Below are 16,044 nucleotides of genomic sequence, written 5' to 3' on the forward strand. Positions count from 1 at the left end.
GGGCCGGGGCTGCGGGGCCCGAGGCGGGGCTTGTGAGGGCCTGGGCAGCGGGGTCGGGGACTCCGGTGGCCTGGCCGGCGGAGCCCGGGAGGGCGGAGGCCGAGTCTGCCGGGGGCGGGGACGCAGAGCCAGGGGACGCAGAGCCAGGGGACGCAGAGCGCGGGGCCGCGGAGCCTGCGGTGGGCAAGGCGACGGCAGACTGGCCGGAGGCGGGCAGGGCGGCGGCGGCAGACTGGCCGGAGGCGGGCAGGGCGGCAGTGAGTGACGGGGGCGGGGCGGGGGCGTCGGGCCCATTCCTCATCAGGAAGTCTCCGTTCACCGGTTCGGGCATCAGGCCAGCCCCGCCAGGACCGATCCGAGGAGGTCCAGGGAACTCCGTACATGCGGCAGCGCGAGCGGGTCCCTGGCGGTGAGCGCGGCCAGCCGCTCCTCCGGGGTGGCGCCCAGCAGCGGCCCGGTGGACAACCGCACCCGCAGCGCGCCCAGTTCGTCCGCGAACCGCTGCCCGCCGGGGGTGGGCACGCCGAGCCGGCCGCCGAGCCAGTCCTCCAGCTCCATGGCGTCGCCGACCCCGTGCCGGGCGAGTCCGGCGCGCAGCGGGGTCAGGTCGGCGTACAGGTGGCGGCCGGCCTGCGGGGGCCGGGCCAGCGCCCCGGCGGCGAGGAGCTCGTGGTGGGCGGCGGCGGCGACCGCGCCGTGCAGCGCGGCGGCCGCGTGGGCCCGCCCGACGACGGCGTCCGGTTCGTCGAGGGCGTGCGCGGCGGCCCCGGCGACAGGGCCGGCGACCAGGGCGCCGGTGGCGGTGAGGACGTCGAGGGTGCGGGCGCGCAGCCAGGTCCCCCGCGGGGTGTCGGGGAAGCGGACCACCGCCGCGGGCCAGCCGGCGGGCAACAGCGCGCCGGACAGGTCGACGAGGACGGCCGCCCGGTCGGGGAGCATCTCGGCGGGGCTCAGCACCAGGGTGTCGTGCGGCCGGTGGACGGTGTCGCGCCAGCTCTCGTCGCTGACGACGAAGAGCCCGGCGGATTCGGCGGCCTCGCAGGCCTCGCGCAGGACCTCGGGCGGCGGCACGGACGCGGTCGGGTCGTCGGCGACCGACAGGAGCAGCACGCGCGGGTCGCCGCCCTCGGCGCGCACCCGCCGTACGGTCTCCAGCAGCGCGTAGGGGTCCGGTACGCCGCCGCACTCGGCCGGCGTCGGCACGTGGTAGGCCCGCCCTCCCAGCAGCCGTACCTGCGGGGTCCACCAGGCGGGACAGGGCCGGGGCAGCATGACGTCGCCCCCGTACGCGCCGAGCAGTGCGAGCAGCAGCGCGGGTGCGCCGGGGCCGGCGGCCACGTGGTCGGGGGCGGTGGGGAGCCCGCGGCGCGTCCAGTACCGGCAGGCGGCCTCGCGTACGGGTCCGCCGCCGCCCGCGGGCTCGGGGGCGGAGCGTCCGGCGGCTGCGGCGAGGACGGAGAGCAGCTCTGGCAGGACGGGGAGGCCCGGCTGGGGCGCGGGTGGGCCGTACCGGACCGGACCACGGCCTTCCGCCGCCGTGCGCTGCATCCCCGCCACCCCTTCCCGCGTTCCGCGCTCACCGACCACCGCCCCGCTGACCCTTTATACGATTATTCAAGGCGAAATGCCTCTTATCGACGCCTGGCCGGCCGGGCGGCCCCTCAGCCCCGCCTCCCCAGCAGCGCGAGCAGCCTGGTCTGCGCGTTCGCACCCGGCGGCACCTCCAGCGGCTCGGCGTACATTCCGCTCGCGGCCAGCCCATCGGCGTACGGCATGACCTCCTTGATGGAGAACTCGACGAGACCGTCCGGCAGCCGGTCGTCGGCCCCGATGCCGCGGGAGAGGTCCCAGGTGTGCACGACGCAGTCCGCGGTCAGCTCGGAGCAGTACGCCGACCCGCGCGTGGGCCCGTACGAGAGCCGCACGGTCCGCTCCAGCGCCCCGGGCGCGGCGAAGGCGGCGTGCGCGGCGGCCGAGGCCTTGTCCCACGCGCCGATCGGGTCCTCGCCGAGCACGTCGCCGGAGAACGCGTCGCCCATCTCCTCGACCGTGCGGCCGTCGGCGACCAGCGGCGGGATCCAGAGCTGCTCGCCGGTGACGTGGTTGACCAGGTCCCGCACGGTCCACTCCGAGCACGGGGTCGGCGCGTCCCACTGGTCGGCGGCGACGGCGCGCAGCCGCTCACCGAAGAGCCGCAGCGCCGCGGCGTGCTGTTCGAGCAGCGTGTCCGGCATGGCTCTCACCGTCCTGTGCCATGGGGATTTCCCTTGGAGCCCACTGTCCTCGCCCCTGCACGGCCCTGCCACCGCCCTGCCCAATCCCCTTGGCCCGCAAGGGCAGTGTCCACATGTCAAAACGCCTATCTCATACACCGAACAGATCATCTAGGCTGGGGACACACTTCGACGAGGAGGGGTCAGGCCATGAACGCCGCAAGGAACACCGCCCAGGAGACCGCCGTGTACACCCACGGCCACCACGAATCGGTGCTGCGCTCGCACCGCTGGCGCACGGCCGCGAACTCCGCCGCGTACCTGATCGGCGAACTCCGCCCCGGGATGTCCGTCCTGGACGTGGGCTGCGGCCCGGGCACGATCACCGCCGACCTGGCGGAGCTGGTCGCGCCGGGCGGCCGGGTCACCGCCGTTGACGCCTCGGCGGACGTGGTCGCGCAGGCCCGGGCCCACGCTGCGGAGCGCGGGGTGGCCGGTGTCGAGTTCGGTACGGCGGACGTCCACGCACTGGACTTCCCGGACGACTCCTTCGACGTGGTCCACGCCCACCAGGTGCTCCAGCACGTGGGCGACCCGGTGCAGGCGCTGCGCGAGATGCGGCGGGTGTGCCGGCCGGGCGGGATCGTGGCGGCGCGCGACGCCGACTACGCGGCGATGACCTGGTATCCCGCCGCGCCGGGCCTGGATGCGTGGCAGAGCCTGTACCGCCGGGTCGCCCGCGCCAACGGTGGCGAACCGGACGCGGGCCGCCGCCTGTCGGCCTGGGCCCGCGCGGCGGGCTTCACGGAGGTGGCCTCGTCCGCGACGGCCTGGTGCTACGCCACCCCCGAGGAGACCGCCTGGTGGTCGGCCCTGTGGGCGGACCGCACGACGGCCTCCGCATACGCGGACCTCGCCACCGCGGGCGGCCACGCGACCCCCGCGGACCTGGCCGACATCGCCACGGCCTGGCACGCCTGGGGCCAGGCCCCCGACGCCTGGTTCTCGGTCCTGCACGGCGAAATTCTCTGCCGCGCCTAGGCTTCGGGCAGCCACCGCTTCCGGGGCTCCGCCCCGAACCCCGCGCCTCAAACGCCGGCGAGGCTGAAATTGCCCTGCGGGCAATCCAGCCCCGACAACCGGCCCGCACGCGAGCCGCGGCGCGAGCCGAATCCAGCCTCGCCGGCGTTTGAGGCGTGGGGGTCCCCCCGGACGAAGTCTGGGGGAGGGTCTGAGGCGGAGCCCCAGCAGCGGCGCTGCACCCCTTTCGGCAGTGGGGCCGCGCCCGGGTCCTACGGGGACGGACGCATGCGGAAGTCGTAGTGGGGTGGGAGGGGGCGGTCGGTGAGGCTCGACCAGGCTTCCGAGAGGGTCTCCTCGCCCTCGCGGAGGTCCGGGATCTCGAAGCCGTCCTCGAAGACCCGGCGCGCCGCGGCCACATGGCCCTCCGCGGCCAGCAGCCGCGCGGCGAGGAGGCGGAAGCGGCCCTGCTCCCGCAGGGCGGGCCGGAGGCAGTCCCAGACGCGGCGGGCCTCCGCGAGGCGGCCGGCGGCCAGCAGCGCCGCCATCGCCTCGCGGCCCAGCGCGGCCTCCGCCGCGGTCCACGGTTCGCCGCCCCGGCTCTCCCCCGCGAGGTCCTCGAAGGCCTCCGCGTACCCCGCGGCCGCCCGCACCGGATCCCCGGCCAGCTCGTCCGCCGCCGCCAGGCACCGCAGCAGCGGCCACCGCGACGGGGCCAGCGCCAGCCCGCGCTCCCAGCTCCGTACCGCCTGGGCGACGTCACCCGCGTGCCACTGCGCCACCCCGAGGTGGTACTCCGTCAGCGGTTCCGCCGGGGCCGTCTCCAGCATGTCCCGCCAGTGCGCGGCGACCAGGCTCGGCCCCGGCGGCGCCGCCCGGCGCGGCGCCGGGAAGACGCCCGTGCGCCACAGCTCCAGCCACGGCTCCTGCTGCTCGCCCAGCGTGGACTCCTCGAAGGGGGTGCCGGGCAGGGTGAAGCCCCCGCACAGCACCTCCAGCGCGCCCCACCCCGAGCCGGCCGCCAGCCGCTCCCCCGGCTCGGTGTCCGCGCAGCCGCGCCACGCCTCGTACGCCGCCTCCACCCGGTCGGCCGGCAGTGACCGCGCCAAGGCCTCCTCCACCGCGCCCCGGGCCGCCGCCCAGTCGGCGCCGTGCACCGCCCCCGGGTCCGCGGCCAGCGGCCCGTACGCCTCCAGCCAGCTGAACTCCGCCCCGGCGTCCAGCCGTACGTGCTCCAGCTGGGTCCGGGCCAGCCCGGCCTGGATCTCCGCGTAGCCGCCGGTGCCGGGCTCGGTGAGCCATTCCTGCCAGCGCCGGCCGCCGGCGCCCGCGCCCCACACGAACAGCTTGCGCCCGCGCAGCCGCCGCGTGGAGGTCTGGACGAGCCCCTGACCGGCCGCGTCCAGCGAGGCGATCCAGGGCCGGGCCCCGTCCGGGACCTCGTAGAAGAAGTCGGCCGGGTACTCGCTGCGCAGCGGGTACGTGCGGTCCGCGCCTTCCCACTCCGGTACGGGGATGCGGCGCAGCGACCGCTCGTAGCCGAAGTGCCAGGCCTCGTCGGCGGGGGCCAGGACGCGCGTGCCCGCGTCCTCGGGGACGGCGGTGTTGGACCACCAGTACACGGGCGCGGGCCGCTCGTGCGGATTGCGCACGCGGACGCCGACGTAGAGGAACTCCGAGTCCTCCGGCAGCCACAGGTCCACCTGGAAGGGCAGGTCGCGCAGCCGCTCCCACTCCCACAGCCGCACCATCGCTCCCCCGTCGGGGGCGGGGACGACGGCGGCGTGCAGCGGGGCGCAGGAGAGGGTGCTGTGCCCGGTCGCGCCGGTGTTCCACTCGATGCCGCCGGAGAACCAGGCGCCGTTGAGGGCGAAGTTGGCGGGCTGGAACACCGGGTTGCGGTAGAGCAGTTCGCGTCCGGTCGGCAGGTGTACGAGGGAGTGCACGCGCCCGCCCAGGCCCGGGAGGACGGTGGCCCGCAGGTGGGCGTTCTCGATGACGATCGACTCGAACTCCCGCTCCTCGCACGGCCGTCCGTACCCGTCGAGGATCCGTACGGGCAGCAGCGAGCGCAGCGGCTCGTACCCGATCTGCCGCGCCATGCCGCGCGTCAGCCCTTCGCGCGCCCGCTCGTCGAGTACGTGCACTCCGTCGGGTGCGCGCAGGGCGGGCAGCGGGTTCTCGGGCCCCAACGGGGCGGCCGGCAGGGTCAGTACGGCGCGTCGGACGGTGGTGGCCATGAGGGAAATGGAACACGCCACGGCGGCCGGTGCACAGGGGTTCCGCAGATCACCACCGGTCAGGATTACGCAAAGGCCCTGCTACGGGCGGGGCATTTCGGCGGTGACGGCCCAGCGCTCGTGGTCCCGCCAGGCGCCGTTGACGTACAGGAAGTCCGGGGAGAACCCCTCCAGGCGGAAGCCGGCGCCGCGCACCAGGGCGATCGAGGCGGCGTTGCCCGGCTGGATGTTGGCCTCCAGCCGGTGCAGCCCGAGGCCGCTTTCCCCGGGCGGGGCGAAGGCGTGCGCGCGGACCAGGCCGAGGGCCTCCCGCAGCAGCCCGCGCCCGGCGGCGTGCGCGAAGGCCCCGTAGCCGAGGGCCCCGCACCGGAAGGCGCCGTGCACGATGTTGTTGACGTTGACGAAGCCGGCGATGGCTCCGGTCTCCCGCTCGCAGACGAGGAACCCGGCCCGGGTTTCGTCCCCGATGAGCCGGCTCGCGTACCCCTCGTACTCCTCGACGGTGACGGGCGGGAACAGCCACGGGTAGTGGAGCTCGCGGCTCTCGTGCGCGCGTGCGGTGAACTCGGGGCCGTCGGCGAGCCGGAAGGGCCGCAGGCCCACCCGCTCGCCCTCGCGGAGGTACGCGGAAGAGGTCATCCGCCCAGGCTAGACGTATGGCAGCATCATCCGTGTGATCAAGAACGACGACCGCACCAAGCTGCTCCTGGCGGCACGGAACAACGCCGCCTGGTGCGACGCGGTCTGCCGCGCCCACGGCCTGCCCACCGACCTCGGCGAGGAGCTGTGGACCAGCGCCCGCCGGACCCCGCCGTTCTACCCGGACGCCGTGACGCTGGACGAGGCGGTGGGCGCGCCGCAGCTGCTCCGGGGGATCGACACCGACAGCCCCGGCTGCTCCGTGAAGGACAGCTTCGCCGGCCTGGACCTGGCCGGGGCCGGCTTCGAGGTGCTGTTCGACGCCCGGTGGATCCACCGCCCGGCCGGAGCCGCCCCCGCAGGCCACACGTCGCGGCTGGACTGGTCCGCGGTCACCACCGCCGAGGAGCTGGAGGCCTGGGAGGCCGCCTGGGACGGCGAGGAGAGCGGCGGCCTGTTCCGCCCGGCCCTGCTGACCGAGCGCTTCGCCTTCCTCGCGGGCCGCGCGGACGGCCGGATCGTCGCCGGGGCCGTGGCCAACGCGGACGCCGGGGTCGTCGGCCTGTCCAACCTGTTCGCCCACGACGCCGGGGACACCGACGCCGCCTGGACGGGCGCCCTGGCCGCGATCGCCGCCCGCTGGCCGGACCTGGACGTCGTCGGCTACGAGACGGGGGACGCCCTGTACACGGCGCTCCGGCACGGCTTCAGCGCCATCGGCCCGCTGCGGATCTGGCTGCGCACCGCCTGACCCTCACTCGCCGGTGAAGAAGCCCGGTCTCCCGCACCTCGAGCGACTCGGCCACGGAATCCGCTACGGGTGCAGGTCCAGTCGGGGGACGTCCGGGCGGTCGAGTCCGAACACCTGTGCGTACAGGGAGAGTTCGGCCTCCAGCGCCCTGATCATCGTGTCCGCGCGGCGGAAGCCGTGGCCCTCGCCCTCGAAGGCAACGTACGCGTGCGGTACGGACCGGCCCCGCAGGGCGGCCAGGAACCGCCCCGCCTGGGCCGGCGGGCAGACCGGGTCGTCCAAGCCCTGGAGCAGCACGAACGGCGCCGTGATGCGGTCGGCGCGGGCCACCGGCGAGCGCTCGCGGCCGCGGACGGCGAGGGTCTGCGGCGGTCCGGCCAGGCCGTCGATGTAGCGGGACTCCAGATCGTGGGTCTCCTCGGCGAAGCCGAGCAGGTCCAGCACCGGGTAGATGATCGCCGCGCAGGCGTACAGGTCGGTGGCGGCCAGGGAGGCCGCCGCCGTCCAGCCGCCCGCGCTGCCGCCGCGGATGGCGAGCCGGTCCGGGTCGGCGGTGCCCTCGGCGGCCAGTGCCCGGGCCACCGCCGCGCAGTCCTCCACGTCCACCACGCCCCACTGCTCGCGCAGCCGTTCCCGGTAGGCGCGGCCGTATCCGGTGGAGCCGCCGTAGTTGACCTCGACCACGCCGATGCCGCGCGAGGTGAAGTACGCGATGTGCAGGTCGAGTACGGGCGGCACGTGGTCGGTGGGGCCGCCGTGCGCCCACACCGCGTACGGGGGCAGCTCGTCGGCGGCGGCCCGTACGGCCGGGTGGTGCGGCGGGTAGACGTGGGCGTGGATCTCCCGGTTGTCGGGGCCGAGGAAGGTCCGGCTCTGGGGTTCGGGGTAGTAGGCGGGGTCCACCGGGTCCACGCCCTGCGCGCCGACGACCCGGGCGTGCCCGCTCGCGGTGTCCAGTTCGACCACCTCGTACGCGCTGCGCGGGCTGGCGGCGACCCCGTAGACGCGGGTCCCGCTGACCGCGAGCGTCGGCTGCCAGGCCGTCCACGGTCCGGCCGCGTCGACCAGGTCCCCGCTGTCCGGGTCGAGGATGCCGAGCACCGAGGAGCCCTGGCCGTGCAGGACGGCGACGAGCCCCTCGGGGAGCGGGGCGAGCCAGCGCAGCCCGGGCTTCCACAGGGGGCCGCCGAACTCCTCTTCCCGGGGGCACAGGTTGACGGCTCCACCCGTCTCCGGGTCCACCCGGTACGGGTTCCACCAGCCGCTGCGGTCGCTCACCGCGAGGAGGGCCCCGCCGGCTGTCCAGTCCACCTGGGCGATGGCCTCGTCGGCGCCGCCGAGGACGGTGCGCGGCTCGGACAGGGTCCCGTCCGAGGTGATCTCGGCCAGCCGCAGCTCGGTGCCGTCCCAGGGCATCCGGGGGTGGTCCCACACCAGCCAGGCCGCGCGCCGCCCGTCCGGGGAGATCCGGGGACCGGTGGTGAACCGGTGCCGGTCGTCCGTCAACTCCCTGACGGCCGAACGGTCTTCGGCTGCCGATCCGTCCAGCGGTACGGCGGCCAGGACGCGGCGTACGTCCGTCGGCGCGGGCCCGGTGAACTCCTCCAGCACGCACCAGACTTCGCCGCCCCGCAGCACCGGGTCGGCCCAGCGCAGCCCGCCGCCGACGACGGAGAGAGGGGTGAGGGGACGCGGCCCGGGGGCGCCGGGCGCGTCGGGCTCGTAGGCGTACAGCCGCTGGTCGGTGAAGTGGACGAAGACCACCAGGGGCCCGTCGGCAGGCCGTTCGGCCCCGGCCCACGGGCTGCCGCCGTATTCGGTGACCCGGCTGCGCACGTTCCAGGGCGCGGGCAGCACGGTGGCCTCGGGGCCGCCGTCGGCCGGGCGGCGTACCAGGGCCCGGCGGCCGCCCTCCTGCGGCCGGGGCTCGGTCCACCACACCTCGGGGCCGACCGTGCCGACGTACTCGGGGCGCCCGTCGAGGGAGGCGGCGAGCCCCGCGCCGATGGGCGAGGGCCAGCTTCCGTAGGGCAGGGTCACCGCCGCCATCACCGGGCCCCGCTCACAGGGTGCGCAGCGCGTGGTCGAGGACGCGGACGCCGAAGTGGAGGGCCTCGACGGGGACCCGCTCGTCGACGCCGTGGAAGAGCGCCCAGTAGTCGAAGCCGGGCGGCAGCTTGAGGGGGGAGAAGCCGTAGCCTGTGACGCCGAGGCGGGAGAACTGCTTGGCGTCGGTGCCGCCCGCCATGCAGAAGGGCACCACGTGCCCGTCCGGGTCGAACCGCTCGACGGACTCGCGCAGGATCGCGTACGTCCGCCCGTCCACGGGGGCTTCGAGCGCCACCTCCCGGTGGTGGAACTCCCAGGTCACATCGGGCCCGGTGAGTGCGTCGAGGGTGGCGATGAACTCGGCCTCGCCGCCCGGCAGCATCCGGCCGTCCACGTAGGCGGTCGCCTGGCCGGGGATCACGTTGAGCTTGTAACCGGCGCTGAGCATCGTCGGGTTGGCGCTGTTGCGTACGGTCGCCTCGACCAGGACGGCGGCCGGGCCGAGTTCGGCGAGGACCGCGTCGAGGTCGAAGCCGGGGGCGCGCGGGTCGACCGACAGCCCGTGGATCGCGGCGAGTTCGGTGATGCAGGCGGTGACGGTGTCGGTGAGCCGGACCGGCCAGTCGTACTCGCCGATGCGGGCCACGGCGGCGGCGAGGCGGCTGACGGCGTTGGCCTTGTTCGGCTTGGAGCCGTGGCCGGCGGTGCCGTGCGCGGTCAGCTTCAGCCAGGCGGTGCCGCGTTCACCGGCCGCGATGGGGTAGAGGGCCCGGCCGGGACCGGTGTGCACGGTGAAGGCGCCGGATTCGCTGATGCCCTCCGTACAGCCCTCGAAGAGGTGCGGGTGCCGGTCGGCGAGGAAGCCCGAGCCGTCGACCGCACTGTCCTCCTCGTCGGCGGTGAAGGCGATGACGATGTCCCGCCGGGGCTTGACCCCGGCCCGCGCCCAGGCCCGCACGACGGCCAGCACCATCGCGTCCATGTCCTTCATGTCGACGGCGCCGCGGCCCCAGACCACGCCGTCCCGGACCTCGCCCGAGAAGGGGTCCACGCTCCAGTCGGCGGCCTCGGCCGGGACCACGTCGAGGTGCCCGTGGACGAGCAGCGCCTCGGCGTCGCGGTCGGTGCCCTCGATGCGGGCGACGACGTTGGTGCGGCCGGGGGTGCGCTCCAGCAGTACCGGCTCCAGGCCGGCTGCGGCGAGGCGCTCGGCGGCGTACTCGGCGGCGGGGCGCTCGCGGCAGTCGCCGCCGCCCCGGTTGGTGGTGTCGATCCTTATGAGGTCCGAGGTGAACTCGACCACCTCGTCGAGGGCGAGCGCGTCCACGGCGCCGGCCAGGGCCTCGGTTGTCAGGGTGTGCATGTCAGCCATACTGCTCCTCCACGGCGGCCGAGACGACCGTCGTCACCGCCTTGAACGTCCGGATCCCCTCGTACATGGTGTCGCTGGTGTACGAGACCCTGCGCTCCCCGCACCGCTCCGTGCCCGGGACCACGGTGGCGGCCAGGGCCAGGTGCTCGGCGTCGAACTCCAGCTCCACGGTGAAGGGGCCGCGGTGCGCGGGGTCGCGGCGGACCGCGAGGGCCGTGGCCTCCTTGGCCGCGGCGCGGATGTCGGCGGCGGTGCGGGCCGGGGTCCGGCATACGGCGGCGTAGCGCGAAACGTGGTCCTTGACGGCGACGGTCACGGCGTCGGGAGCGTAGCCGGCGGCGTCGACGCAGGTCAGGTCGTCACCGGTGACCAGGATAACGGGGACCCCGAACTCGGCGACCACGTGGGCGTTGAGCAGCCCCTCGCTCGCGCGGGCGCCGTTGACCCAGACGCCCGTGATGGAGTTGGCGAGGTAGGTGTGGGCGAGGACCCCCTCGGAGCCGGCTCCCGTGTGGTAGCCGACGAAGGCGATGCCGTCGACGTCCCCGTGCTGGACGCCCTCCACCATGGAGAGCGACTTGTGGCGGCCGGTGAGCATTTCGACGCGGGAGTCGAGCTGCTCCAGCAGCAGGTTGCGCATGGTCCAGTGGGCCTCGTTGACGAGGACCTGGTCGGCGCCGCCGTCGTAGAAGCCGAGGACGGCGGCGTTGACGTCGGAGGTGAACATCGACCGGCAGCGCTCCCACTGCGGGGTTCCGGGCAGCACGTCCGCGGGCCAGGTGACGCCCGTGGCGCCTTCCATGTCGGCGGAGATGAGGATTTTCATCGGGCCCCCGGGCGGTCGGTAGCGCGCGGCGCGGCCGGTGGCACGCGCAGGCCCCAGCCTAGCCCTCCGGGCGCCTGCCGCCCCGGGGCCACGCCAGGGCCGGCCGCCGCGGGGCGGGATGCGGGTGCCGGGCCGAGGTCGTGGACGGCGCCGTGGACGGCACCGTGGACGACATCGCGGACGACGCCGAGCGCGCCGTCCGCCCGGTCCGGTTCCCCCAGTTCACCCGATCCGGTGAGGCCGGTGCGCGCGGCCCCGCCGGTGAACTCCGGGCTCAGGCCTCGACTTCGGCGGCCAGGTTGGCCAGCACGGCGTCGTAGATCCGGCCGAGGCCCTTGGGCGCGAAGGTGCGCTCGAAGAAGCCGCCGATGCCGCCGGCGCCGTTCCACACGGTGGTGACGACGGCCTTGGACTTGCCCTCGCCGGCCGGGGTGACCACCCAGGTGGTGACCATGGAGGAGTTGCGGTCCTTCTCCACCAGCTGGCCGTCGGTGGGCTCGGTGACCTCCAGCAGGCAGTCGCGTACGCGCTTGCTGGTGGCCTGGAGCTTCCAGTGCACCAGGGTGCCCTCGCCGTCGCCGCCCTCGCGCACCTCGTACTCGCTGAAGTGCTCGGGCAGCAGCTTGCCCCGGGTCCCGGTGTAGTCCGCCAGCGCGTCGAACACGGTCTCCGCGTCGGCCGCGATGATCCGCTCCGTGGTGGCCTCGACCTGCGCCATAGCTGTTCCTCCAGAGTTGTGATCGCTCGTCACGGCGAAGCCAACCACCTCCCGGCCGGGCGCCCAAATCCGGGTCAGACGTGACAGCGGACGGACACCAGCAGGGTGTCGGCCGACAGCCCGGCCAGGTACGCGCTTCCCCCGCCATCGCCCGCCGCCGACGAGGTGTGCGAGCAGGTCGCGGGGTCGTCGCAGGCGCCGTGCAGGGGAGGGTGGCCCTCCTCGCACCACCAGCCGTCAAGGGTGAGGACGTTGCCGTACCCTACGGCCCAGCGCGCAGCGCGGCGGGCGAACTCCTCGCGGGTGCACCCGCCGATCATTCCCAGCGGGTCGTGGGTGACGGAGTCGACGATTCTGGGGCGCAGCTCCTCCGCGCCGGAGTCGACCCGCAGCCCGGCGGCCCAGTCCCGGAAGGCCGCGGCGGGTGTCTGCGCGAGGTACTCCTCGTGGGCCGCCGCCAGCAGCGCGCTGTAGTCGGAGTAGGCCATGCCGGGCCGCCGCTCGGGGAGGAAGTCCTCCCACGGCCGGGCGGGCGGGTGTGCCCGGGCCACCTCCTGCCAGCCGTCCCAGACGAGGCGCGCGAGGGCGGCCGCCCGCTCCCAGGGTCCGGTCACCTCGAGCAGTCCGCGCGGGCCGCCCGCGCACCAGCCGGGCAGGCTCGGCTCGACGGAGCCGTCCCAGCGGGGGTGGTCGTGGATGATCCGGTGATCCTCTTCGTGGCCCGGCCGGATCCGGTAGCCGGCCCCCTCCGAACCTCCGCGTATCCGCCAGTGGTCCCAGATCCGCAGATCGACCGAGATCTCGCCGTCACTGTCGAGCCAGAAGGGCGCCAGCGCCCCGCCGACCGCCTCTTCCAGCCGCTCCCGGGCCTCGCCCGGGAGGCACACCGTCAACCAGTAGCCCGCCATGGTGACGCAGCCTGCCACTGCACGCACGCCGCTGACCAGCGATTTTCCCGGCCTGCACGATCATGGGAACGTTTGTTCTATTCTCGGGTCAGAGCTACCGAGGGAGGCGCCCATGCGCTGGGAAAACCTGACAGAGGGCCCCACGGGTCCGGCCGCGCTCTTCGGCGCCGACGCCGTCGTGACGCGCACCTTCGACACCCCCGAGTTCCGCGGCATCACCTTCCACGAGGTGCGGGCGCGCTCGATCGTCAACCGGGTGCCCGGCGCCTCGCGCATGCCGTTCGAATGGACGGTCAACCCCTACCGGGGGTGCAGCCACGCCTGCGTGTACTGCTTCGCCCGCAAGACCCACAGCTATCTCGACCTCGACACCGGCCTCGGCTTCGACTCCCAGATCGTCCTCAAGACCAACGCCCCAGACCTCCTGCGCCGCGAGCTCGGCTCGCCCCGCTGGACCGGCGCGCACATCGCCATGGGCACCAACGTCGACTGTTACCAGCGCGCCGAGGGCCGCTACCGGCTGATGCCCGGGATCATCGAGGCGCTGCGCGACCGCGCCAACCCCTTCTCGATCCTCACCAAGGGCACGCTGATCCTGCGCGACCTCCCCCTCCTCCAGGAGGCCGCCGAGGTCACCGAGGTCGGGATCTCCGTCTCCGTCGGCTTCACCGACACCGCCCTGTGGCGGACCGTGGAGCCCGGCACGCCCTCCCCCGCCGCCCGGCTGGCCGCCGTACGGGCGCTGACCGACGCCGGAATCGAGTGCGGGGTGCTCATGGCCCCGGTGATCCCCTTCCTCGGGGACGCGCCGGAGCAGCTGAGGGAGACCGTGCGCGCCGTCGCCGAGTCGGGCGCGACCTCCGTGACACCCCTGGTACTCCATCTGCGGCCCGGGGCGCGCGAATGGTTCACCGCCTGGCTGGGCGAGCACCACCCGCACCTCGTGGAGCGGTACGAGCGGATGTACGCGGGCGGCTCCTACGCGCCCACCTGGTACCAGCGCCAGATCACCCGCCAAGTCCACCGGCTGGCGGCCGAATTCGGCATCGGGCCGAACGGCCGCGGGGCGGCCCGCCGGATCGTCGTCCCCGAGCGGCCCGCGGTGGACGCGCCCGCCGAACCGACGCAGCTGACCCTCCTCTGACGCGCGCGACGCGCTGAAGGGTCATCACATCGGGCCAATAGGCAGCCCAATCCCGTCTTCCAGGCGTGGTTTCCGGGACGATTCCGCCCAGAACCCTCGGCTGGGAGGCCCCATGCTGCACCCCTTGAAGAAGCGCGCCGCTGTCCTGCTGTCGATCTCCACCGCTGTCGCCGCCGCCGCGCTGGCGACCCCCGTCACGGCTGCACCGGCGGCCCCGGCCGCACAGGCCGCCCCGGCGCCGTCGAAGGCGGCCCTGCGCTGGACCGGCTGCGCGACGCCCCGCTACCCGACGCTCCAGTGCGCCTCCCTCAAGGTCCCCCTCGACCACGCCCGGCCCGCCGGCCGGCAGATCGCCCTCGCCCTGACCCGGGTGCCCCACACCGCCGCGACCTCCCAGGGCCCGCTGCTGGTCAACCCCGGCGGGCCGGGCGGCAGCGGCCGCACGCTCGCCGGGTTCGTCGCCTCCGCGCTCCCCAAGGACGTGGCCGCCCAGTACGACGTGATCGGCTTTGATCCCCGGGGCGTGGGCAAGAGCGAGCCGGCCCTCGACTGCGGGGCCGGCCACTTCACCCCCGTGCGGCCGGACTCCGTACCGCGCGACGAGGCCACCGAGCAGGCCAACCTGGAGCGCGTGCGCTCCTTCGCCGAGTCCTGCGGGACGAAGCACGCGGACGTGCTGCCGCACATCGACACCGTCTCGGCCGCCCGCGACATCGAGGTGCTGCGCGGAGCGCTCGGCGCCGAGCGGATCAGCTACTTCGGCTACTCGTACGGGACCTACCTGGGCGCGGTGTACGCCAAGCTCCATCCCGGCCGGGTGCACCGGCTGGTCCTGGACTCCGTGGTCGACCCGGGCGGGGTCTGGTACGAGGACAACCTCTCCCAGGACCTGGCCTTCGACGCCCGCCACAAGGCCTTCCTGGCCTGGGTGGCGACGTACGACGAGACCTACCGGCTCGGCACCGATCCGGAGGAGGTCGAGGAGCGCTGGTACGCGATGCGCGAGGCCCTGCGCGAGGCGCCGGCGGGCGGGAAGGTGGGCCCGGCCGAGCTGGAGGACACCTTCATGCCGGGCGGCTACTTCAACGGCTACTGGCCGAACCTCGCCGAGGCCTTCGCGGCGTACGCGGTGAAGGCGGACCCGAAGCCGCTGGTGGCGGCGTACGAGCGGTTCGGCGCGGTGGAGCCCTCCGCGGGCAACGGCTACAGCGTCTACACGGCGGTGCAGTGCCGGGACTCGGCCTGGCCCAAGGACTGGAACCAGTGGCGCGCGGACATGTGGCGCACGCACGCCAGGGCGCCCTTCATGACCTGGAACAACGCCTGGTACAACGCCCCGTGCGCGTTCTGGCCGACCGAGCCGCTGAAGGCCCCGGACGTGACCAACGCCGACCTGCCGCCGGCCCTCCTGCTCCAGGCGACGGAGGACGCGGCGACCCCGTTCGAGGGGGCGCTCAGCATGCGGGAGAAGCTGAAGGGCGCGGCCCTGGTGGTCGAGGAGGGCGGCGGGAACCACGGCATCTCGCTCAGCGGCAACAAGTGCCTGGACGAGAAGGTGTCGGCGTACCTGAAGACGGGCAGGGCCGCGGACGCCACCTGCCCCGCCCAGGCGGCCCCGAAGCCGACGGCGGCGACCCGCGCGGTCCCGGCTTCGGCGGGCGGCGCGGCCCTGCACGGCCTGCTGGGCTTCCGCGGCTGATCTTCAGCGGGCAGGATCGTGTACATGACCACCACTGCCGAGAGCAGCCACCTCACCCGCGTCCGCGCCCCGGAAGGCGTCAGTCCCGGCACCGGATACAGCCATGTCGTCTGGGGCACCGGGCGGTTCGTCGCCGTGTCCGGCCAGTGCGCGTTCGACGAGCAGGGGGAGGTCGTCGGTGAGGGCGACGCCGCCGCCCAGGCCCGGCAGGTGTTCGAGAACCTGCGCCGGTGCCTGGCGGCGGCCGGCGCCACCTTCGACGACGTCGTGAAGCTGACGTACTTCGTCACGGACGTGGCCCACCTCCCTGCGGTGCGGGCGGCCCGCGACGCCGTCATCCCGGCGGACCGCCTGCCGGCCTCCTCGGCGGTCCAGGTCGCGGCGCTGTTCCGCCCCGACCTCCTGCTGGAGGTGGAGGCCTTCGCCGTCGTCCCCGCCGGCCGGGGCTAGTGCTGTGGCCGGAAG

Annotated in this window: 14 protein-coding genes; 5 read left to right on the plus strand and 9 right to left on the minus strand. The window is 74.7% G+C overall.

Annotated features, from left to right (window positions below; all coding sequences use genetic code 11):
• Nucleotides 1-330: 330 nt before the first annotated feature.
• Both J7E94_RS23280 and J7E94_RS23285 read right to left on the minus strand, forming a co-directional pair.
• Nucleotides 331-1,548 (minus strand): aminotransferase class I/II-fold pyridoxal phosphate-dependent enzyme, encoded by a 1,218-nt coding sequence (locus J7E94_RS23280; RefSeq protein ID WP_215018521.1) that lies wholly within the window; start codon nt 1,546-1,548, stop codon nt 331-333.
• Between the two features lie 113 nt (nt 1,549-1,661).
• Nucleotides 1,662-2,234, minus strand: coding sequence for a TIGR03086 family metal-binding protein (locus J7E94_RS23285; protein ID WP_215018524.1), 573 nt, complete (start codon nt 2,232-2,234; stop codon nt 1,662-1,664).
• Nucleotides 2,235-2,423: 189 nt separating this feature from the next.
• On the opposite strand from J7E94_RS23285, the gene J7E94_RS23290 reads away from it, so the two are divergent.
• Nucleotides 2,424-3,254 carry a methyltransferase domain-containing protein gene (locus tag J7E94_RS23290; protein WP_215018525.1) on the plus strand — a complete coding sequence of 277 codons (831 nt, stop codon included), beginning with the start codon at nt 2,424-2,426 and terminating at the stop codon, nt 3,252-3,254.
• Nucleotides 3,255-3,505: 251 nt separating this feature from the next.
• Here J7E94_RS23290 and J7E94_RS23295 read toward each other — a convergent pair whose 3' ends face one another.
• Together J7E94_RS23295 and J7E94_RS23300 are read right to left on the minus strand one after the other, a co-directional pair.
• The gene (locus J7E94_RS23295; protein ID WP_215018528.1) at nt 3,506-5,473 is read right to left on the minus strand and encodes a DUF5107 domain-containing protein; all 1,968 of its coding nucleotides are present in this window, start codon (nt 5,471-5,473) and stop codon (nt 3,506-3,508) included.
• A gap of 81 nt (nt 5,474-5,554) precedes the next feature.
• A complete protein-coding gene (locus J7E94_RS23300) occupies nt 5,555-6,112 on the minus strand; it encodes a GNAT family N-acetyltransferase (RefSeq protein WP_215018530.1) in 558 nt (185 codons plus the stop codon).
• 34 nt (nt 6,113-6,146) lie between these two features.
• Here J7E94_RS23300 and J7E94_RS23305 point away from each other — a divergent pair, with 34 nt between their 5' ends.
• The gene (locus tag J7E94_RS23305) at nt 6,147-6,863 is read left to right on the plus strand and encodes a hypothetical protein (protein ID WP_308345429.1); all 717 of its coding nucleotides are present in this window, start codon (nt 6,147-6,149) and stop codon (nt 6,861-6,863) included.
• 63 nt (nt 6,864-6,926) lie between these two features.
• Here J7E94_RS23305 and J7E94_RS23310 read toward each other — a convergent pair whose 3' ends face one another.
• The 5 genes from J7E94_RS23310 to J7E94_RS23330 form a co-directional block, all read right to left on the minus strand.
• On the minus strand, nt 6,927-8,912 hold the full coding sequence (locus J7E94_RS23310) for a prolyl oligopeptidase family serine peptidase (protein WP_215018532.1): 1,986 nt from the start codon (nt 8,910-8,912) through the stop codon (nt 6,927-6,929).
• 13 nt (nt 8,913-8,925) lie between these two features.
• Nucleotides 8,926-10,275: a M20/M25/M40 family metallo-hydrolase gene (locus J7E94_RS23315; RefSeq protein ID WP_374224487.1), complete on the minus strand. Its 1,350-nt coding sequence runs from the start codon at nt 10,273-10,275 to the stop codon at nt 8,926-8,928.
• A gap of 1 nt (nt 10,276) precedes the next feature.
• The gene (locus tag J7E94_RS23320; protein WP_215018536.1) at nt 10,277-11,110 is read right to left on the minus strand and encodes a M55 family metallopeptidase; all 834 of its coding nucleotides are present in this window, start codon (nt 11,108-11,110) and stop codon (nt 10,277-10,279) included.
• Between the two features lie 274 nt (nt 11,111-11,384).
• Complete coding sequence (locus J7E94_RS23325; RefSeq protein WP_215018538.1) at nt 11,385-11,828, minus strand: SRPBCC family protein; 444 nt, start codon at nt 11,826-11,828, stop codon at nt 11,385-11,387.
• Between the two features lie 74 nt (nt 11,829-11,902).
• Complete coding sequence (locus J7E94_RS23330; protein WP_215018541.1) at nt 11,903-12,763, minus strand: hypothetical protein; 861 nt, start codon at nt 12,761-12,763, stop codon at nt 11,903-11,905.
• A gap of 85 nt (nt 12,764-12,848) precedes the next feature.
• Between J7E94_RS23330 and J7E94_RS23335 the strand changes: the two genes are divergently transcribed.
• The 3 genes from J7E94_RS23335 to J7E94_RS23345 all read left to right on the plus strand — a co-directional run bounded on the left by J7E94_RS23335 (nt 12,849) and on the right by J7E94_RS23345 (nt 16,029).
• Nucleotides 12,849-13,880 carry an Rv2578c family radical SAM protein gene (locus J7E94_RS23335; RefSeq protein ID WP_215018543.1) on the plus strand — a complete coding sequence of 344 codons (1,032 nt, stop codon included), beginning with the start codon at nt 12,849-12,851 and terminating at the stop codon, nt 13,878-13,880.
• A gap of 112 nt (nt 13,881-13,992) precedes the next feature.
• Complete coding sequence (locus J7E94_RS23340) at nt 13,993-15,579, plus strand: alpha/beta hydrolase (RefSeq protein WP_215018545.1); 1,587 nt, start codon at nt 13,993-13,995, stop codon at nt 15,577-15,579.
• A gap of 24 nt (nt 15,580-15,603) precedes the next feature.
• Entirely contained in the window at nt 15,604-16,029 is a 426-nt protein-coding gene (locus J7E94_RS23345; RefSeq protein ID WP_215018547.1) for a RidA family protein, read from the plus strand.
• Nucleotides 16,030-16,044 lie beyond the last annotated feature (15 nt).

It is taken from the genome of Streptomyces sp. ISL-94 (assembly GCF_018614075.1).
GTDB lineage: Bacteria > Actinomycetota > Actinomycetes > Streptomycetales > Streptomycetaceae > Streptomyces.

Bases quoted from the DNA above. Each gene is read 5' to 3' on its own strand.
- J7E94_RS23280 (WP_215018521.1), bottom strand. From the start codon at position 1,548: ATGCAGCGCACGGCGGCGGAAGGCCGTGGTCCGGTCCGGTACGGCCCA.
- J7E94_RS23285 (WP_215018524.1), bottom strand. From the start codon at position 2,234: ATGCCGGACACGCTGCTCGAACAGCACGCCGCGGCGCTGCGGCTCTTC.
- J7E94_RS23290 (WP_215018525.1), top strand. From the start codon at position 2,424: ATGAACGCCGCAAGGAACACCGCCCAGGAGACCGCCGTGTACACCCAC.
- J7E94_RS23295 (WP_215018528.1), bottom strand. From the start codon at position 5,473: ATGGCCACCACCGTCCGACGCGCCGTACTGACCCTGCCGGCCGCCCCG.
- J7E94_RS23300 (WP_215018530.1), bottom strand. From the start codon at position 6,112: ATGACCTCTTCCGCGTACCTCCGCGAGGGCGAGCGGGTGGGCCTGCGG.
- J7E94_RS23310 (WP_215018532.1), bottom strand. From the start codon at position 8,912: ATGGCGGCGGTGACCCTGCCCTACGGAAGCTGGCCCTCGCCCATCGGC.
- J7E94_RS23315 (WP_374224487.1), bottom strand. From the start codon at position 10,275: ATGCACACCCTGACAACCGAGGCCCTGGCCGGCGCCGTGGACGCGCTC.
- J7E94_RS23320 (WP_215018536.1), bottom strand. From the start codon at position 11,110: ATGAAAATCCTCATCTCCGCCGACATGGAAGGCGCCACGGGCGTCACC.
- J7E94_RS23325 (WP_215018538.1), bottom strand. From the start codon at position 11,828: ATGGCGCAGGTCGAGGCCACCACGGAGCGGATCATCGCGGCCGACGCG.
- J7E94_RS23335 (WP_215018543.1), top strand. From the start codon at position 12,849: ATGCGCTGGGAAAACCTGACAGAGGGCCCCACGGGTCCGGCCGCGCTC.
- J7E94_RS23340 (WP_215018545.1), top strand. From the start codon at position 13,993: ATGCTGCACCCCTTGAAGAAGCGCGCCGCTGTCCTGCTGTCGATCTCC.
- J7E94_RS23345 (WP_215018547.1), top strand. From the start codon at position 15,604: ATGACCACCACTGCCGAGAGCAGCCACCTCACCCGCGTCCGCGCCCCG.